Below are 17398 nucleotides of genomic sequence, written 5' to 3'. Positions count from 1 at the left end.
AAAATTCAAAAAAAATCAATAAATTCGTTTTCTTAAAACAATTAAAATTATGGCTCTAAAAGGTAAAAAAATTCTATTGGCAATTTCTGGCGGAATTGCTGCTTACAAAATGAATTACCTAGTGAGAGATTTTATAAAAAAAGGCGCTGAAGTAAAAGTAATACTTACACCTTCTGCTGAGAATTTCGTTTCTAAAGTTACCCTTTCTACATTATCAAAAAACCCAGTTTTTTCAGATTTTTATGACCAAAACGGAACGTGGAACTCACACGTAGAACTAGGATTATGGGCAGATGTTTTAGTCATTGCGCCTTGCACTGCTAATACTTTAGCAAAAATGGTTCACGGGATTTGTGATAATTTGGTAATTGCAACTTATATGTCTGCCAAATGTCCAGTTTTTATAGCTCCGGCAATGGATTTAGACATGTATGCACATCCATCAACCCAAGAAAATTTAGAAAAAGCAGAAAAATCTGGGCATCATGTCATTCCTGCTGAATTTGGCGAATTGGCTTCTGGATTAATTGGGCAAGGAAGGTTAGCAGAAAACAAAACTATTTTACAAAAAATTGAAGATTTTTTTTCGGTTTCAAAGTCAAAAACATTAGAAGGTAAAACAGTTCTCATTACAGCAGGCCCTACTTATGAAGCAATAGATCCTGTAAGATTTATAGGCAACCATTCTTCAGGAAAAATGGGATTTTCTATTGCCGAAGAAGCCGAAAAACGAGGCGCAAAAGTTATTCTAATTTCTGGACCAACCGCTCAGAAAACGAACAACAAAAACATTGAAATTCATAAAGTTACTTCTGCCAAAGAAATGTTTGACGAAGTTTTTAAATTTTACAAAAACACAGACATTGCTATAATGAGTGCTGCAGTAGCAGATTATACCCCGAAATTCGTTGCCCAAGAAAAAATTAAAAAATCTGATGCAGAATTCACCATAGAATTGGTAAAAAATCCAGACATTTTAAAAACAATGGGCGAAGAAAAATCACATCAATTTTTGGTAGGTTTTGCCTTAGAAACCCAAAATGAAGAAGAAAATGCCAAAGGAAAATTAGAAAAGAAAAATCTAGATATGATTGTTCTCAATTCCTTAAAAGATGAAGGCGCTGGCTTTCAAAAAGATACCAATAAAATCAAGATTATAACCAAAACTGAACAAAAAGAATTTTCCTTAAAATCAAAAGAAGAAGTGGCGAAAGACATTTTGAATTTCGTGGAAGAAAAGTTCAATAAATCTTGAAAAACTACGTTTCTAAAAAACGAATATAAACTGAATGAAAAAACTACTTTACCTATTTAGCCTACTCATTTTTTGCAATTTTAGCTTTGCACAAGAACTCAATGCTCAGGTTCAGGTCAATTACCAACAATTAGGCGGTAGCAACTTACAACTCTATAGAACTTTGGAAAAGAGTCTGAAAGACTTTATCAACAATACAAGTTGGACTGGAAAAAAATTACAAAATTTTGAAAAAATAAAATGCAGTTTCGCGATTGTATTAACAGAAAAAACAGGAAATAACTTTAAAGGAACTCTGGTGGTACAATCTGTGCGCCCAGTTTTTGGTTCTCAGTACGAAACCCCAATTCTTAACATTAATGACACCAATTTTTCTTTCCAATATTTAGAAAATCAAAATATGATTTTCAACGAAAGACAGTTTTCAGGTAAAAATTTAATTGATGTTTTGAGTTTTTATGTCTATCTAATTCTAGGTTATGACGCAGACACTTTCCAAATGAAAGGAGGAACTCCATTCTTTGACAAAGCCATGCAAATCACCCAAAACTCTCAAAATCAAAACTATAGCGGTTGGTCTCAAATGGATAGCCCTAGAACTAGAGGCTCTCTAATCACCACCATACTTTCTGAACAAAATTCTACGATTAGAAATTTTTATTACAATTATCACAGAATGGGCTTAGATAATCTAGCAAAAGCAGACCAAATTTCTACAAAACAAATCATTGCCAATGAAATCATGAAATTGAAATTTTATGAAAGTAATTTCCAAATGAATTATCCTTTTAACATTCTCATTGACAGTAAAAAAGATGAAATCTTCAATATTTTCAACTCTAACAACAATGGCTCTGTGAATATGTCTGATCTAAAACAATTAATGAATACCTTCTCTCCGAAAGATTCTGATTCTAAATGGAACAAATGGAATTAACCTTTTTTGACTGATATTTTTTCTTCATCTAATAATTGATAATGTTATAAATTAACAATTAATGTTATAAATTTACGCTTCGGAATTTTATAACCGCAGAATCGTAAATCAAAAATTGTAAATTCTAAAATGCTCAACCGAATATTTATTCAAAATTTTGCTCTGATAGACCAACTGGAGATTCATCTTCAGGAAGGTTTGCAAGTCATTACCGGAGAAACAGGCGCAGGAAAATCTATTATTTTGGGCGCGCTTCGTTTGATTATGGGCGAAAGAGCAGATTTGAAGAATTTTGCAGATTTAGAATCAAAAAGCATTGTTGAAACTGAGTTTAAAATTTCTAAAAATTTACAAAACTTCTTCATTGAAAATGACTTGGATTTTGATGAAAACACCATCATCAGAAGAGAAATCTTGCCTAGTGGAAAATCTAGAGCTTTTGTAAACGATGTGCCTGTTACGCTAGATATTTTAAAAGAATTAGCAGAAAAACTGGTAGACATACACTCTCAGTTTGAAACGTCTAATTTGTTTAGCGAAGCCTATCAGTTCAAAATTATAGACGGACTTTCTGAAAATAAAAATTTGATAGAAAACTATCAAAGAGATTTTGCTGAACTTCTGCAATTAAAAAAAGAAGTAGAAAAACTGAAAGATCAACTTTCCGAAGGCAATAAAGAAAGTGATTACAAACAGTTTTTACTAGAAGAATTAGAAGCTGCCAACCTAGAAAATGTAAATTTCGAATTGCTTCAAAGTCAGATTTCTTTGGCTGAAAACAAAGGAACCATTTCAGAACTTTTGGCTCAGATTTTTGCAAGAACAGACCAAGATGAAATTGGTGTTTTTGACAGTTTGTATGACATCAAGAACAAACTCAATAAAATTGCAGAATTGTCTTTACAGTTTTCCGAAATCAATCAAAGGTTTGAGGAAAATTATATAGAATTAAAAGACACGCTTTTTCAATTGCAAAACGAAGCGGAGAACATAGATACCAATCCAGAAAATTTATTGGCATTGCAAGAGCAAAATGATAGAATAAATGCGCTCTTTTTAAAGCATAAAGTTTCTGAAATTGAAGATTTGCTTCTGATTAAGAATGAACTTTCTGCTGAGCAAAGTTCTTTCCTCGATTTAGAAACTAAAATTTCTTCATTAGAAAAAGAAATTATTTCCCTTGAAAATTCATTAGAAAAACAAGCCAAAATCTTAACCAAAAATAGAGAAAAAGCAATCCCTATTTTCAAAAATAAAATAGAAAATCTTCTCCAACAATTGGGTTTAGAAAAAGCAAAGTTAGAAGTAGAACTTACTTCAACTAAAGATTTCGTTTTATTTGGAAAAGAGAAAATTCAATTATTATTTCAAGCGAATTCTGGATTTCCTTTGAAGCCGATTCAATCCGCTATTTCTGGCGGAGAAAGAAGTAGAGTAATGCTTGCCATTAAGAAATTAATGGCAGAAAATGCAGAACTTCCTACCTTGATTTTAGACGAAATAGACACAGGTGTTTCTGGTAGAATTGCAGACGAAATCGGTAACGTAATGCAGGAAATGGCAGAAAATATGCAACTGATCGTAATTACACACTTGGCACAAGTTGCCGCAAAAGGAAACGATAATTATAAAGTTCTTAAATCTGATATTGCTGGTAAAACGCAAACACAAATTCTTCCGCTAAATCAAGAAGAAAAACTAACAGAAATTGCACAATTGCTTTCTGGAAGCAAAATTACAGACGCCGCCATTTTACAGGCAAAAGAATTAATGAGATATCAGTGATTTTTTTCTCTTACTATTTCTTGAATTTTATCGTTAGAATTCATCTTTTCTAATTCTTCTTTAGAATATACTACTATATAATCAGAATATTGGCTCTCATCAGTTTTCTGCAATTCGTCTATTCCTGCATAATCTGTAGAAAAATTACTAGTCACAAAATAAACACTATCCTTACTTGCTTTTATTACTTTATATACAGAATAAGAATCTTTATATACCTCAATTGGATATGAGTCACCAATTTCAGGATTATTAATTTTAGAGCTATTATCTTTTCTTCTGTTATAATCTTTTAATAAAATTACAGGAACTAAAATTCCCATAATTATTAAAAAACTATACATCCATAAAGAGTACTTAGTGTTATCAACAATTCTATTTGTAATATTTGTAATTCTAGCATAAAGCTGATGAGGTTTGAATACTTTTTTACATTGATTACACGTAACAGTATAAGTTTTACCAGTGGGAAATATTGGTAATCCTAAGTTGAAAAAATGATGAGCTACATCAATTCTTAATGTATTATTTTGTTTGCAATGCGGGCACTCTATATTTGTCAAAGGTTTTGAAAGCACATCTCTTTTAAAAATCCCTATCCTCATTTTTTTTGTTTTTTTATGGTTATGTTTAAAGTATCTTTTACTGGTGTATTTTCTTTATAAAAATTATCTAGTAAATCTGTATTTGCATATTTCCCATCATCATCAACACCTTTTGGCGTAGAAATCAAAACGGTATTCCACTGTCCCTCAATTGCAATATAGAATTTTTTATTTTTAAAATTTTCATCCATTGAAAACCAATCATACAGATAATTAAGAATTTCTTTTCTAGTATTACTTTTAATCTTTTTTATGTCAGATATTTTGACAATTAAGAGGATGTTATTGCCTTTTTGTTTACTATAATATTCTATTCTATCTGTATTTACAATTCCAGCTAAAAATTCATCCAGACAATCTTTTGCTTCTAAGGAAATCGTATCATTTTTTAGTTTTGGATTAATAGTTAAGCTATCTAAATCATTTAAATAATTGAAAGAAAATGAATCTGCTTTTTCTGATGAATTACTATTTTCTTTATCATAAGTAAAATACGCAAAGATTCCCGAAATTAATGACAACGCTATAAAAGAAAGAATAATAAAACACCCGCAACCATGCCATATTGGTCTAGTATTAGGATTTAGAGTTTCTTGATTTTGATAAACTCTTTTCATTTCTTCTGTAAAATTATCTTCTTGTAGATGTAATCTACAATGACTGCAAGTAGCTGTAGTTGTTTTAGATAAAGGAAATATTGGGAAAAAGAAAAAATGAAAGTATTTAGCGTGTGTTTGTGTCGTAAGAGTATTTGCATTATTGCAATGGGGACATATGCAATTGTTTAACAAAAAATGGTTTTTTAGCTTAGATTTATTTACTCCAAAAAAGAATAGCATAATTTTATTTTAATTAAAAAACAAATATAATTTTTTTTAAGAGCATTCAAATAATTATTTTTTAAAATTGACCAAAATTGCACAATTGCTTTCTGGCAGTAAAATTACAGACGCTGCAATTCTTCAAGCTAAAGAATTGATGAATTTGTAAATGTAACGTTTAGTTGCGATTGCAAACTAATACATTAAAACTATGAGTATGTATTTTCGTTTGCTACAATTAGAAATCAAAAATTTCATTAGAAATCCGCAATTCGGGGCTAATCTGGCTTTGAAGATTTTCTCGTTATTTGCATTAGCCAATTTTGCAATTATTTTTGTTGGCGCTGCATTTTTCCTATTTTTCTTTGCGAAAAAAGAAATGAATATAGACCCACTCATTCTACTTTCTAGATGGTTTTTGTATTATTTAGTATTTGATTTGGCGGTTAGGTATTTTATGCAACAGCTTCCTACGCAGAACATTAAGCCATTTCTCACCCAAAACATTTCGAAGAAAAAACTCGTTAATTACACACTTCTAAAAGTTGTCACCAATTTTTTTAATTGGGGAAATTTATTATTTCTGGTTCCTTTTGCGGGTATAATGCTCTACCATCATTATAGTTTAATACATGTTTTGATGTGGTTTTTAGGGACTTTCGCGATGTTTTACATCAATAATTTTATCAATATTTTAATCAACGGAAAAGACCGATGGCTCTACGGAACTGTAATTGTTTTTGCAATACTTTGGTTATTAGATAAATACCAAATCATTGAAATTTCTAGACTGTCAGAATTCATTTTTTATAGTTTTTATAGTACAATTGGTGCATTTATAATTCCGATTGCAATTGCTACCATTTTAGGATATTATACGTATCAATATATTTTGAAAAACTTTTATCTTGATAAAGGCTTAGAACTAAAAAAAGCAGAAGGAAAAACAGAAAACATTGCATTTCTAAACAAGTATGGTTCTCTTGGAGCTTTTTTAAACAATGACATTAGATTAATTAAAAGAAGTAAAGCCGCAAAAAGTGCAGTAATAGGAAGCGTAATGTTTCTTTTTTACGGACTTTTAATTTATTCTTCTAAAACCTATCAAACCGATTTTATGAAAATGTTTATGGGGATTTTCGTAACAGGTGGGTTCTTATTCATTTTTGGTCAAAAAGTTCCAGCATGGGACAGTTCTTATTATCCTCTAATGATGACACAAAAAGTTCCCTACAAACAATATTTGGAAGCAAAATGGTGGTTGGTAAATTTGGCAACAATACTATGCATGGTTTTGGCAGTTGGTTATGCCTTTATCAGTTGGGATTTATATCTCACCTTTTTAGCAGCGGGATTATACAATTTAGGTGTTAATTCTCATCTCACCTTATTAAGTGGTGCTTACAATAAAAATCCTGTAGATCTAAACGCAGCCACCAAATCTATGGGCGAAAAAAATCAATTTAATCTAAAAAACATGCTCTTAACCATTCCGAAAATGCTGTTTCCAATGGTGATTTTTGCGGTTTTAAAATATTTCTTTGGAATGTTTGTCGCTATGCTTACCATTGCTATTATAGGCGCAATAGGATTTATACTAAGAGATAAAGTCTTTGATTTCATCGTAAAAATTTACATCAAAGAAAAATATTCTGCCATCTCTTCTTTCAAGAAAAATGATTAATTCTAAAAATACAAAAAAATGATATCAGTACAAAATCTTTCAAAAATCTACGGAAATACCAAAGTCTTAAATATAGAATCTTTAGAAATCCCAAAAGGAGAAACCTTTGGTTTGGTAGGAAATAATGGTGCAGGAAAAACTACACTTTTCAGTCTTTTATTAGATTTAATAGAAGCCAGCTCTGGAAGCATTACAGTAGATGGCGAAAATGTGGCAAAATCTGAACATTGGAAAAGCAAAGTTTCAGCGTTTATAGATGAAAATTTTTTAATAGGTTATCTTACTCCCGAAGAATATTTCTATTTCATAGGTGAACTTAGGAATCAGAAAAAAGAACAAATTGACAGTTTTCTAAGACAATTTGCAGATTTCTTTAACGGAGAAATTCTCAATGGGAAGAAATACATCAGAGATTTATCTAAAGGAAATATGAAAAAAGTAGGGATTGTAGGAGCTTTAATTGGCGAACCAGATATTATTGTACTAGATGAACCGTTTGCCAACCTAGACCCAACCACCCAAATTAAATTAAAAAAACTAATTAAAGATTGGTCGCAAAAAGAGCAAATTACTTTCCTAATTTCTAGCCACGATCTAGCACACACTACAGAAGTTTGCAATAGAATTGTAGCCATTAACAAAGGAATTATAGTAAAAGACATACAAACTAACTCAGAAACCTTGCAAGAATTAGAAAATTATTTTGCCAGTCAAGTGGTCATATAAACCTATTATAAATCATTTTTTGCCTCGAAAATTTCGAGGCTTTTTTTATGCTAAAAATGGTAAAAATCCGTAAATTTACCATTCAATTTTTTATCTAAATTTTTTCTAAAACAGAGATTTTTTGGAATACTAAAATTGTAAATCGAAAATTGTAAATCGAAAAATCAAAAATAAAATGGACTTTATTTATCAAGATCCGTATCCTATTCTAAAGGATGACACTGTTTATAAAAAACTCACCTCAGATTACGTAAAAGTAGAACAATTAGGAGAAAGAGAAATCTTAACCGTTGACCCAAAAGGCCTAGAACTTCTTGCAGAAAAAGCCATGGAAGACGTTTCTTTTATGCTTCGTTCTGAGCATTTGGCAAGTCTTCGCAGAATTATAGATGATCCAGAAGCTACTGATAATGACAGATTTGTAGCTTATAATTTATTGCAAAACGCAGCAGTTGCCGTAGAAGGAGCGCTTCCTTCTTGTCAAGATACAGGTACAGCGATTGTAATGGCAAAAAAAGGAGAAAATGTTTACACAGGAGTTGATGACGGAGAATTTTTGAGCCGAGGAATTTACAATACTTACAAAAATAGAAATTTAAGATATTCTCAAATTGTTCCTCTAACGATGTTTGATGAGAAAAATTCGGGTTCTAATCTTCCTGCACAGATTGATATTTATGCTAAAAAAGGAAATTATTATGAATTTTTATTCTTAACAAAAGGAGGAGGTTCTGCCAACAAAACGTTCTTGTATCAAAAAACAAAATCTCTTCTGAATGATAAATCTTTAGAAGAATTTATCCGTGAGAAAATTATGGATTTAGGAACAGCAGCTTGTCCGCCTTATCATTTAGCTCTAGTAATTGGTGGAACTTCTGCCGAAGCCAATTTAGCCGCTGTGAAAAAAGCTTCAGCAAAATATTTTGACAATCTACCAATCGAAGGAAACGAAGCAGGACAAGCTTTCAGAGATTTAGAATGGGAAAAAAGAGTACAAGAAATTTGTCAAGAATCTGCAATAGGAGCACAATTTGGCGGAAAATATCTAACTCACGATGTTAGAGTAATTAGATTACCAAGACACGCTGCAAGTTGCCCAGTTGGAATGGGCGTTTCTTGTTCTGCTGATAGAAATATTAAGGGGAAAATTACCAAAGACGGTATTTTCTTAGAACAATTAGAAACCAATCCTGGCCAATATTTACCAGAAACAGCTCCACATTTAGAACCAGCAGTAGAAATTGATTTAAACAAGCCAATGCCAGAAATTTTGGCAGAATTGTCGAAATACCCTATCAAAACTCGTTTGAAACTGAACGGAACTCTCATTGTAGCCAGAGATATTGCTCACGCGAAAATCAAAGAATTATTAGACGCTGGAAAACCAATGCCAGAATATTTTAAAAATCACCCGATTTATTACGCAGGTCCTGCCAAAACTCCAGAAGGAATGCCAAGTGGAAGTTTCGGGCCGACAACTGCGGGAAGAATGGATGTTTATGTAGATGAATTCCAAGCAAATGGAGGAAGTATGATTATGCTTGCTAAAGGAAACAGAAGCAAAGATGTAACCAATGCTTGTGCAAAATATGGTGGTTTTTATCTAGGTTCTATTGGTGGCCCTGCTGCAATTTTGGCGAAAGAAAATATCTTAAGCGTAGAAGTAGTAGATTTCCCAGAATTAGGAATGGAAGCGGTGAGAAAAATAGAGGTGAAAGATTTCCCAGCGTTTATTATTACCGATGATAAAGGCAATGACTTTTTTGCAGCTTTGGCACATTAAAATGTTACACATAAAAGAAAAAAGAGAGCGAAGATTCCGCTCTCTTTTTATATTCACAAATCTTTTGAAATTATAAGAATAAATTAAGATTAGATTCGTCTGATTTTTCTAAGAATGTTGCCACACCACCAGTTTGTACAAAATCGTACATTTCTTCTTTTTTCACGCCCATTACATCCATAGACATCTGACAAGCCACAAATTCTACTCCATTTTCTTGTGCGTCATTCATCATTTGTTCTAGTGAAGCTACGCCTTTGTTTTTCATTTGATTCCTCATCATTTTAGCTCCAATTCCGAACATATTCATTTTAGAAAGTGCCAATTTTTTTGAATTTGAAGGCATCATCATCTCAAACATTCTGCTTACAATATCTTTTTTCACGCTAGGTTTTTCTGTTTTTTTGATGATATTCAATCCCCAGAAAGTAAAGAAAAGGGTCACTTTTTTGCCAGAACTTGCAGCACCATTCGCCAAAACGAACGTAGCCAATGCTTTGTCTAAATCATCACTGAAAACCACAAAAGAAGCTCCATTTTGAGTGTTTCTTTGTACAGAAGTTTTCTTTTGTTCTGCTTTTTCTATAATTGCAGAAATTTTCCCAGCGTTAGAAGTTACATCTATCAGTTTATTCCCTGTCATATTACACCAAGAAACTACGTCTTTCGCAAAGCCGGGGTCAGTTGCCGAAACTTCATATACATTTCCAGAATCTGCGGTGTCAAAAACTTTTTTAAGTTTCATAATCGGACCTGGACATTGCAGTCCGCAAGCATCAACTTTTATTGCATTTCCACTAGAAACTTTTACTGATTTATTTTGAGCTTGATAAATATGGTCATCTTTTTTAACCACCAAATTTTTGTAAATATCTTCGTTGCTCTGTTTTTTTACTGCATATTCCCAAGTTTTATAACCTCCATTTAGATTAAATACATTTTCGAAACCATTTTGCATTAAAATTCTTGCCGCCAAATAACCTCTTAAGCCAACCGCACAAAATGCCACAATGGTATTTGATTTATTAAGCAGATGAAGATTATCTCTCAATTCATCAATCGGAATGTTAATAGCTCCAGGAATTGAACCTAATTCAAATTCATCTTTTGTTCTTACGTCTAGATAAACCGTTCCTTTTAATGTTTCTTGAGCATTTACGTGTCTCCAATGTTTTATTTTTACTTTTCCTTTCAGAATATTTTCGGCAACATAACCTGCCATATTTACAGGGTCTTTTGCTGAAGAATAGGGTGGCGCATAAGCGTGTTCTATGTCAATTAAATCATAAATTGTTCCTCCTTTTTTTACTACACTTGCAATTAAATCTAATCTTTTATCAACACTGTCATAACCCACAACTTGCGCTCCGAAAAGTTTACCAGTTTCTGGTTGATAAATAATCTTGATGGTCATAGGAATTGCACCAGGATAGTAACCCGCGTGAGAAGCAGAATGCGTGATAGAATCTAAATATTTAATTCCAGATTTTTTCAAAATTTTACTCGCAATACCAGTTGAAGCGACCGTAATATCAAAAACTTTGGCAATTGCCGTACTAATAGAACCTTTGTATTCTGTAACATTTCCGAGAATAATATTGTCTGCACATATTCTACCCTGTCGGTTTGCAGGGCCTGCCAGATAATTCAAAAATGGTTTTCCTGTAATAGGACTTGGGAATTCTATTGCATCACCTACTGCATAAACATCTGGATTTGAGGTTTGTAAATACGAATTTACTTTAATTCCACCTGCTTCTCCAATTTCTAAACCACTTTCTTTGGCAAGCTTGATAGTTGGTTTAACTCCAATAGAAAGAATAACCATATCTACTGTGATTTTTCTTCCTGACATTAATTCAACAACAATGCTTCCGTCTTCTAATTTTTCAAAACTTTTTACACCATCAAGAAGATAAAATTCTACATTTTTAGTTTTCAAATGTTGATGCACAATAGAAGCCATAGAATAATCTAAAGGGCCCATTACTTGGTCAGACATTTCAACAATAGAAACTTGAACTCCCAATTCATGAAGGTTTTCAGCCATTTCCAGACCAATGAAACCCGCCCCAACTACTATTGCTCTTTGTACATTTTTAGTAGTAATATATTCTTTGATATAATCTGTATCCGTCACATTACGAATGGTAAAAATCCCTTCACTCTTTATCCCTGGAAGTGGTGGAACTATAGGATCTGCGCCTGGCGAAAGTATTAATTTGTCATAAGTCTCTTCGTAAGTTTCACCTGTAATAAGATTTTTTGCCTTTACCAATTTTTCTTCCGGATGAATGCTCAAAACTTCAGTATTTACTCTAACATCTATCCCATATCTTGTTCCGAACTCTTCTGCAGATTGTACAAAAAGTTTTTCTCTTTCTTCTATCACTCCCCCAATATAATAAGGAAGACCGCAGTTTGCATAAGAAATATACGCTCCTTTTTCAAATAAAATTATCGGATTTTTTTCATCCAATCTTCTTAATCTCGCAGCGCTAGTGGCACCACCAGCTACACCGCCTACAATCAATATTTTCATCTTCTGTAATTAAATTTCGTTGCAAAATTACTAGAAATAAATAGCGTACTACATAATAAAATGATGAAAAAAATCAATAATTGACTTCAAAAAAAAGAAAGTTTACAACAAAGATATTTTTCTATTAAAAAAGGTAATTTTTATCGATTTAGTCATTTTATTTATTCAATTTTTTTTAAAATAAAGAACCATAAAAAATGAGAAAACAATACTCATAAAAAAAACATAATTATTTTTGCATAAGTAGAAGTAAATTTTTATTTTTGCCTAAAATAATAAAATTATGTTTTTAGCAGGATTTTGGCCATTTTATCAGTTCCTATGGACTGTCTATTTTATAACAATGTTCCTAGTAGGATTTTGGTGTATCTTTATGTTCTTCGGAGTGGTAATTCCTATGTGGTTAACAGAAGGTTTAGCTGAGTATTTCGGGAAAACTAAGAAATTTAATCCAGAAGATATCAGAAGAAAAACTTTGGTAGAACAAGAAGGTGTAGAAGTAATCTACAACCAACCAAAAGGAGACGGCCCTTATTTACACGCTGGTCATCATTAATTTTCGATGACATTGCTTTCTTCCCTGAATTCGAAGAAAGTAATATCAAAGCAAAACAAAATATATTTAAAATCTGTTCAGTTTTCTGAGCAGATTTTTTTCATCCTTACATCTAACATCTAACATCCAAGCAAAATTCCTTATCTTTGCACCCAAATAATTTTAGACTATGTCAAAAAGTTTAATCCCAAAACTTCAAGCAATTAAGCAACGTTATAACGAGGTTGCTGATTTAATCATACAACCCGATGTAATTACTGACCAAAAAAGATATGGTCAGCTCAACAAAGAATACAGCGATTTAGGAAAAATCGTAAAAGTTTTTGATGAGTATATGCAAGCTCTTAACACCATTGAAGAATCAGACGAAATCATTGCAGATGGTTCTGATAAAGATTTTGTAGAATTAGCCAAAATCGAAAAAAACGAAGCCTTAGAAAAAATCCCAGGTTTAGAAGAAGAACTGAAAGTGCTTTTAATTCCGAAAGATCCTGCTGATGATAAAAACATTATCTTAGAAATGCGCGCCGGAACTGGTGGTGACGAAGCTGCAATTTTCGTGGAAGATATGTACAGAATGTACACTATGTTCTTCAAAGCCAAAGGTTGGAGACACGAAGTTACCGATTCTTCTGAAGCGTCTAAAGGTTACAAAGAACTTGTGATGAAAGTAGAAGGAGAAGGTGTTTATGGAATTATGAAATTTGAATCGGGAGTTCACCGTGTTCAGAGAGTTCCAGAAACGGAATCTCAAGGAAGAGTTCACACTTCGGCGATTACGATTGCGGTTTTACCAGAAGCAGAAGAAGTAGATGTAGAAATAAATCCTGCAGATATTGAGATGCAAACCTCACGTTCTGGTGGAGCTGGCGGACAAAACGTAAACAAAGTAGAAACAAAAGTTCAATTGACGCACAAACCTTCAGGAATTGTGGTGGTTTGTCAACAAGCGCGTTCTCAGTTGGCAAACAGAGAGTTAGCAATGGAAATGCTTCGTGCGAAATTGTATGATATTAAATTACAAGAAGTTGTTGGCGATATTGCGGCACAACGTAAAACGATGGTTTCTACTGGTGACCGTTCTGCAAAAATTAAAACCTACAATTATCCTCAAGGTAGAGTTACCGATCACAGAATTAATAAATCTATCTACAATCTAGATGCTTATATGAATGGCGACATCCAAGAAATGATGGATGCTGTGATTATGGCAGAAAATGCTGAGAAAATGAAAGGACAAGAAGAAATTTAACGGATTTCTGAAAAATATACAGAAAAAGCTCTCAAAATTTGGGAGCTTTTTTAGTGCTTTTTTTCTCAAAAAGATGCAGAAAATCTCTAGCTATTTAATTTTTGATTAACCGGTAAAGGCAAATCATATTTCCTAAAAATTTCCACTGCTTTTTTTACATCTTCCATGTCAGATGGTCTGCAATTTTCCAGAGGATATTCTCTACCAATTTCTTTCCATTTGTGTGCGCCCATTTGGTGAAATGGTAAAATATCTACCCGTTCTACATTTTTGAACTGAGAAACATATTTCGCCCAATTTTCTAAATCTTCGGCATCGTCTGTATAATCAGGAACGAGAACGTATCTTAGCCAAGTTGGTTTGTTGATTTTAGACAAATATTGCATAAACTGCAGCGTAGGTTCTAGCTCTACTTCTGTGAGTTTTAAATATTTTTCTGGGTCTATATGTTTAATGTCTAGAAGAACTAAATCTGTAATTTCTAATACTTCTTTAATATCATCATTAAACAAATAACCATTGGTATCTACACAAGTATGAATGCCTTGTCCTTTACATTTTTTGAATAATTCTAGCACAAATTTAGCTTGCATCAATGGTTCTCCACCAGAAACGGTAACTCCGCCAGTTTTTATAAAACCTTTTACTTTTTCTATCTCATGGAAGGCTTCGTCTACTGTCATTTTGGTTTTTTCTCCTTTGTTCCAAGTATCTGCATTGTGACAATAGAGACAACGAAGGTGGCAACCTTGCAAAAAGTATATAAATCTAATTCCGGGACCGTCTTTGGTACCGAAAGTTTCGTAGGAGTGTACAAATCCGTGTGTTGACATAATTTTCAAAAATACAAAATTAAAAAAAAGAGAGTTAAGAACCGCTTCCTAACTCTCCTCGAAAAATAAATGAATTTATATAAAAATTAGAAACATTCTGTAATTGTTCTATTAATTACATCTAGTTGTTGTTCTTTAGTCAACTTAATGAAATTAACAGCATAACCAGAAACTCTGATGGTTAACTGAGGATATTTTTCAGGATGTTCCATTGCGTCTTCTAATAACGAACGGTCAAAAACGTTTACATTTAAGTGGTGACCTGTTTGGTTGAAATAACCATCCATCAAACCAATTAAATTAGCTTTTTTCTCTTCATCAGTTTTTCCTAAAGTTTCAGGAGTAATGGCAAAGGTGTAAGAAATACCATCTTGTGCATCTTCGAAAGGAAGTTTAGCAACTGAAGCTAAAGAAGCTACTGCACCTCTGGTATCACGTCCGTGCATTGGGTTTGCACCTGGTCCGTAAGGTTCACCTTCTCTTCTTCCGTCTGGTGTGTTACCTGTTTTTTTACCATAAACTACGTTAGAAGTAATGGTCAACACAGACTGAGTTGGGATAGCGTTTCTGTAGGTTTTTTGTTGACGAACTTTGTCCATAAAGATTTTAACAATATCAACGGCAAATTGGTCTGTATTGTCATCATTATTTCCGTAAGGAACGTATGGTTGCTCTACGATGTAATCTACAATAATGCCGTTTTCATCTCTTACCACTTTTACTTTTCCGTACTTCATTGCGGCAAATGAATCTGCTACGATAGAGATACCCGCAATTCCACAAGCCTGAGTTCTGATAACATCTACATCGTGAAGTGCCATTTCGTAAGCTTCGTAAGAATATTTATCGTGCATGTAGTGGATAATGTTCAATGCTTGGATGTAAGTTTCTGCTAACCAATCCATCATTTTATCAAACTTATTCCAAACATCATCAAAATCAAGATAATCACCTTCTACTTTTGGCATTACTGGTGTTACTTGTTTTTTGGTTAATTCATCTACCCCACCATTAATTGCGTATAGTAAAGCTTTTGGTAAATTAGCTCTTGCTCCGAAATATTGCATTTGTTTTCCTAAAGTCATCGGAGAAACACAACAAGCGATTCCGTAGTCATCTTCGAAACAATCTTTCATGATATCATCATTTTCATATTGTAATGAAGACGTATCTATAGAAACTTTAGCACAATATTTTTTCCAATTTTCTGGTAATTTTTCGCTCCAAAGAACAGTTAAATTCGGTTCTGGAGATGGACCAATATTGTATAAAGTGTGTAAAAATCTGTAACTGTTTTTGGTAACAAAAGAACCTCCTTTTTTGTTAAGACCACCTAAAGATTCTGTTACCCAAACTGGATCACCTGAGAAAAGTGCATCATATTCTGGAGTTCTAAGGAATCTGATAATTCTTAGTTTCATCACGAAGTGGTCAACTAATTCCTGCGCTTCTTGCTCGGTAAGAACGCCTCTTTTAATATCTCTTTCAATATAAATATCTAAGAAAGTAGAAACTCTACCAATAGACATTGCAGCACCATTTTGGTCTTTAGTAGCTGCTAAATAAGCGAAATATAACCATTGGATAGCTTCTTTTGCATTGGTGGCTGGTTTAGAAATGTCATAACCATAAGATTCTGCCATTCTTTTTAGTGCTTTCAATGCATTAATTTGCATAGTGATTTCTTCACGAAGTCTTACAATTTCTTCGCTCATACCATCACATTGCATATTATTGAAATAATCTTCTCTATCTTTAATTAAAAAATCTACACCATACAGAGGAACTCTTCTGTAATCACCAATAATTCTACCACGTCCATATGCATCTGGTAAACCAGTTACAATACCAGAATTTCTAGCTGCTCTAATCGGAGCATTGTACGCAGAGAAAACCCCTTCATTATGAGTTACTCTATATTTAGTGTAAATTTCTTTGGTATCAGCATCCAACTCATAACCATAGGCTTTTAGCCCATCTTCTACCATTCTGATACCACCATTTGGAAATATTGCTCTTTTTAAAGGAGCATCTGTTTGTAAACCAACTATTTTTTCTAAATCTTTATTAATATATCCAGCACCATAAGCATCAATCTGAGAAGGTCTCTTAGTTTCTGCATTATAAATACCTTTTTCTCTTTCTACTTTAAACATTTCAGAAAGCTCAGCCCAAAGTTGATTAGTTGCTTCTGTTGGACCAGCTAAAAAGCTTTCGTCACCAGTATATTCTGTATAGTTATTTTTAATAAAATCACTTACATTGATTTCTTTTTGCCAAACACCAGGTTTAAATCCTATTGTTGCTTCCATAATTTCTAAATTTTTAATATTTTCTAATTTTTTATAAACTTTTATCATCTTGAAATTTATAAGAAAATTAATTTCCCTCTTATAAACTCCCATTACGGTTTGGCAAAGTTAGACACATAAAAAATCATACAAAAGCCAATTAATATGACTTTTATTAGCATTACGGTTGATTTTTTTAATCAAATTTTCTTTTTTGATAGAAGAAATAAGTAATAACGCTAAATAGTTTAAACAGAGTTTTAATAAGAAAATTAAATTTGCCAAATTAATAACAAAATGTTTTAATTAATAAATAATTAACAATAAT

The 17398-nt window shown here is 32.5% G+C and carries 13 protein-coding genes and 1 pseudogene; 8 read left to right on the top strand and 6 right to left on the bottom strand.

Features of this window, described 5'->3' with window-relative positions; all coding sequences use genetic code 11:
- The first annotated feature begins 49 nt into the window (after positions 1-49).
- The 3 genes from coaBC (at position 50) to IEW40_RS07145 (ending at position 3977) form a co-directional block, all read left to right on the top strand.
- A complete protein-coding gene (gene coaBC / locus IEW40_RS07155; protein WP_188617380.1) occupies positions 50-1255 on the top strand; it encodes a bifunctional phosphopantothenoylcysteine decarboxylase/phosphopantothenate--cysteine ligase CoaBC in 1206 nt (401 codons plus the stop codon).
- Positions 1256-1289: 34 nt separating this feature from the next.
- Complete coding sequence (gene porD / locus IEW40_RS07150) at positions 1290-2192, top strand: type IX secretion system protein PorD (protein ID WP_188617379.1); 903 nt, start codon at positions 1290-1292, stop codon at positions 2190-2192.
- Positions 2193-2321: 129 nt separating this feature from the next.
- Entirely contained in the window at positions 2322-3977 is a 1656-nt protein-coding gene (locus tag IEW40_RS07145) for a DNA repair protein RecN (RefSeq protein ID WP_188617378.1), read from the top strand.
- Here the strand turns inward: IEW40_RS07145 and IEW40_RS07140 are convergent.
- The 3 genes and pseudogenes from IEW40_RS07140 to IEW40_RS14265 all read right to left on the bottom strand — a co-directional run.
- Complete coding sequence (locus tag IEW40_RS07140) at positions 3971-4582, bottom strand: hypothetical protein (RefSeq protein ID WP_188617377.1); 612 nt, start codon at positions 4580-4582, stop codon at positions 3971-3973. The two genes, IEW40_RS07145 and IEW40_RS07140, sit on opposite strands and share 7 nt — an antisense overlap.
- Entirely contained in the window at positions 4579-5199 is a 621-nt protein-coding gene (locus IEW40_RS07135) for a hypothetical protein (protein WP_229663397.1), read from the bottom strand. Before IEW40_RS07135 ends, IEW40_RS07140 begins: the two co-directional genes overlap by 4 nt.
- Before the next feature lie 24 nt (positions 5200-5223).
- Positions 5224-5421 (bottom strand): annotated as a pseudogene (locus tag IEW40_RS14265) (zinc-ribbon domain-containing protein); the annotation flags it as partial.
- Positions 5422-5614: 193 nt separating this feature from the next.
- Between IEW40_RS14265 and IEW40_RS07130 the strand changes: the two are divergent.
- The 3 genes from IEW40_RS07130 to IEW40_RS07120 all read left to right on the top strand — a co-directional run bounded on the left by IEW40_RS07130 (position 5615) and on the right by IEW40_RS07120 (position 9596).
- Complete coding sequence (locus IEW40_RS07130; RefSeq protein WP_229663396.1) at positions 5615-7087, top strand: DUF5687 family protein; 1473 nt, start codon at positions 5615-5617, stop codon at positions 7085-7087.
- Positions 7088-7105: 18 nt separating this feature from the next.
- On the top strand, positions 7106-7813 hold the full coding sequence (locus IEW40_RS07125; protein ID WP_188617375.1) for an ABC transporter ATP-binding protein: 708 nt from the start codon (positions 7106-7108) through the stop codon (positions 7811-7813).
- A gap of 175 nt (positions 7814-7988) precedes the next feature.
- On the top strand, positions 7989-9596 hold the full coding sequence (locus IEW40_RS07120) for a fumarate hydratase (RefSeq protein WP_308421289.1): 1608 nt from the start codon (positions 7989-7991) through the stop codon (positions 9594-9596).
- A gap of 70 nt (positions 9597-9666) precedes the next feature.
- Here the strand turns inward: IEW40_RS07120 and IEW40_RS07115 are convergent, their stop codons facing one another.
- On the bottom strand, positions 9667-12138 hold the full coding sequence (locus IEW40_RS07115; RefSeq protein ID WP_188617374.1) for an FAD-dependent oxidoreductase: 2472 nt from the start codon (positions 12136-12138) through the stop codon (positions 9667-9669).
- A 283-nt stretch (positions 12139-12421) separates the two neighbouring features.
- Between IEW40_RS07115 and IEW40_RS07110 the strand changes: the two genes are divergently transcribed.
- Together IEW40_RS07110 and prfA are read left to right on the top strand one after the other, a co-directional pair.
- The gene (locus tag IEW40_RS07110; protein ID WP_188617373.1) at positions 12422-12694 is read left to right on the top strand and encodes a hypothetical protein; all 273 of its coding nucleotides are present in this window, start codon (positions 12422-12424) and stop codon (positions 12692-12694) included.
- 169 nt (positions 12695-12863) lie between these two features.
- Positions 12864-13946, top strand: coding sequence for a peptide chain release factor 1 (gene prfA / locus IEW40_RS07105; RefSeq protein ID WP_188617372.1), 1083 nt, complete (start codon positions 12864-12866; stop codon positions 13944-13946).
- Between the two features lie 86 nt (positions 13947-14032).
- Here prfA and pflA read toward each other — a convergent pair whose 3' ends face one another.
- Together pflA and pflB are read right to left on the bottom strand one after the other, a co-directional pair.
- The gene (gene pflA / locus IEW40_RS07100) at positions 14033-14779 is read right to left on the bottom strand and encodes a pyruvate formate-lyase-activating protein (protein ID WP_188617371.1); all 747 of its coding nucleotides are present in this window, start codon (positions 14777-14779) and stop codon (positions 14033-14035) included.
- A gap of 86 nt (positions 14780-14865) precedes the next feature.
- The gene (gene pflB / locus IEW40_RS07095) at positions 14866-17091 is read right to left on the bottom strand and encodes a formate C-acetyltransferase (RefSeq protein ID WP_188617370.1); all 2226 of its coding nucleotides are present in this window, start codon (positions 17089-17091) and stop codon (positions 14866-14868) included.
- Between the last annotated feature and the right edge of the window lie 307 nt (positions 17092-17398).

Source organism: Cloacibacterium rupense (assembly GCF_014645495.1).
In the GTDB taxonomy this organism is placed as follows: Bacteria; Bacteroidota; Bacteroidia; order Flavobacteriales; family Weeksellaceae; genus Cloacibacterium; species Cloacibacterium rupense.
The sequence above is the reverse complement of the archived record's forward strand: the minus strand, read 5'-3'. Positions and strand labels throughout refer to the sequence as shown.

Coding starts and splice junctions, on each gene's coding strand:
- IEW40_RS07120 (WP_308421289.1), top strand. CDS start 7,989: ATGGACTTTATTTATCAAGATCCGTATCCTATTCTAAAGGATGACACT.
- IEW40_RS07135 (WP_229663397.1), bottom strand. CDS start 5,199: ATGAAAAGAGTTTATCAAAATCAAGAAACTCTAAATCCTAATACTAGA.
- IEW40_RS07110 (WP_188617373.1), top strand. CDS start 12,422: ATGTTTTTAGCAGGATTTTGGCCATTTTATCAGTTCCTATGGACTGTC.
- pflA (WP_188617371.1), bottom strand. CDS start 14,779: ATGTCAACACACGGATTTGTACACTCCTACGAAACTTTCGGTACCAAA.
- IEW40_RS07145 (WP_188617378.1), top strand. CDS start 2,322: ATGCTCAACCGAATATTTATTCAAAATTTTGCTCTGATAGACCAACTG.
- IEW40_RS07125 (WP_188617375.1), top strand. CDS start 7,106: ATGATATCAGTACAAAATCTTTCAAAAATCTACGGAAATACCAAAGTC.
- IEW40_RS07140 (WP_188617377.1), bottom strand. CDS start 4,582: ATGAGGATAGGGATTTTTAAAAGAGATGTGCTTTCAAAACCTTTGACA.
- coaBC (WP_188617380.1), top strand. CDS start 50: ATGGCTCTAAAAGGTAAAAAAATTCTATTGGCAATTTCTGGCGGAATT.
- porD (WP_188617379.1), top strand. CDS start 1,290: ATGAAAAAACTACTTTACCTATTTAGCCTACTCATTTTTTGCAATTTT.
- IEW40_RS07115 (WP_188617374.1), bottom strand. CDS start 12,138: ATGAAAATATTGATTGTAGGCGGTGTAGCTGGTGGTGCCACTAGCGCT.
- IEW40_RS07130 (WP_229663396.1), top strand. CDS start 5,615: ATGAGTATGTATTTTCGTTTGCTACAATTAGAAATCAAAAATTTCATT.
- prfA (WP_188617372.1), top strand. CDS start 12,864: ATGTCAAAAAGTTTAATCCCAAAACTTCAAGCAATTAAGCAACGTTAT.
- pflB (WP_188617370.1), bottom strand. CDS start 17,091: ATGGAAGCAACAATAGGATTTAAACCTGGTGTTTGGCAAAAAGAAATC.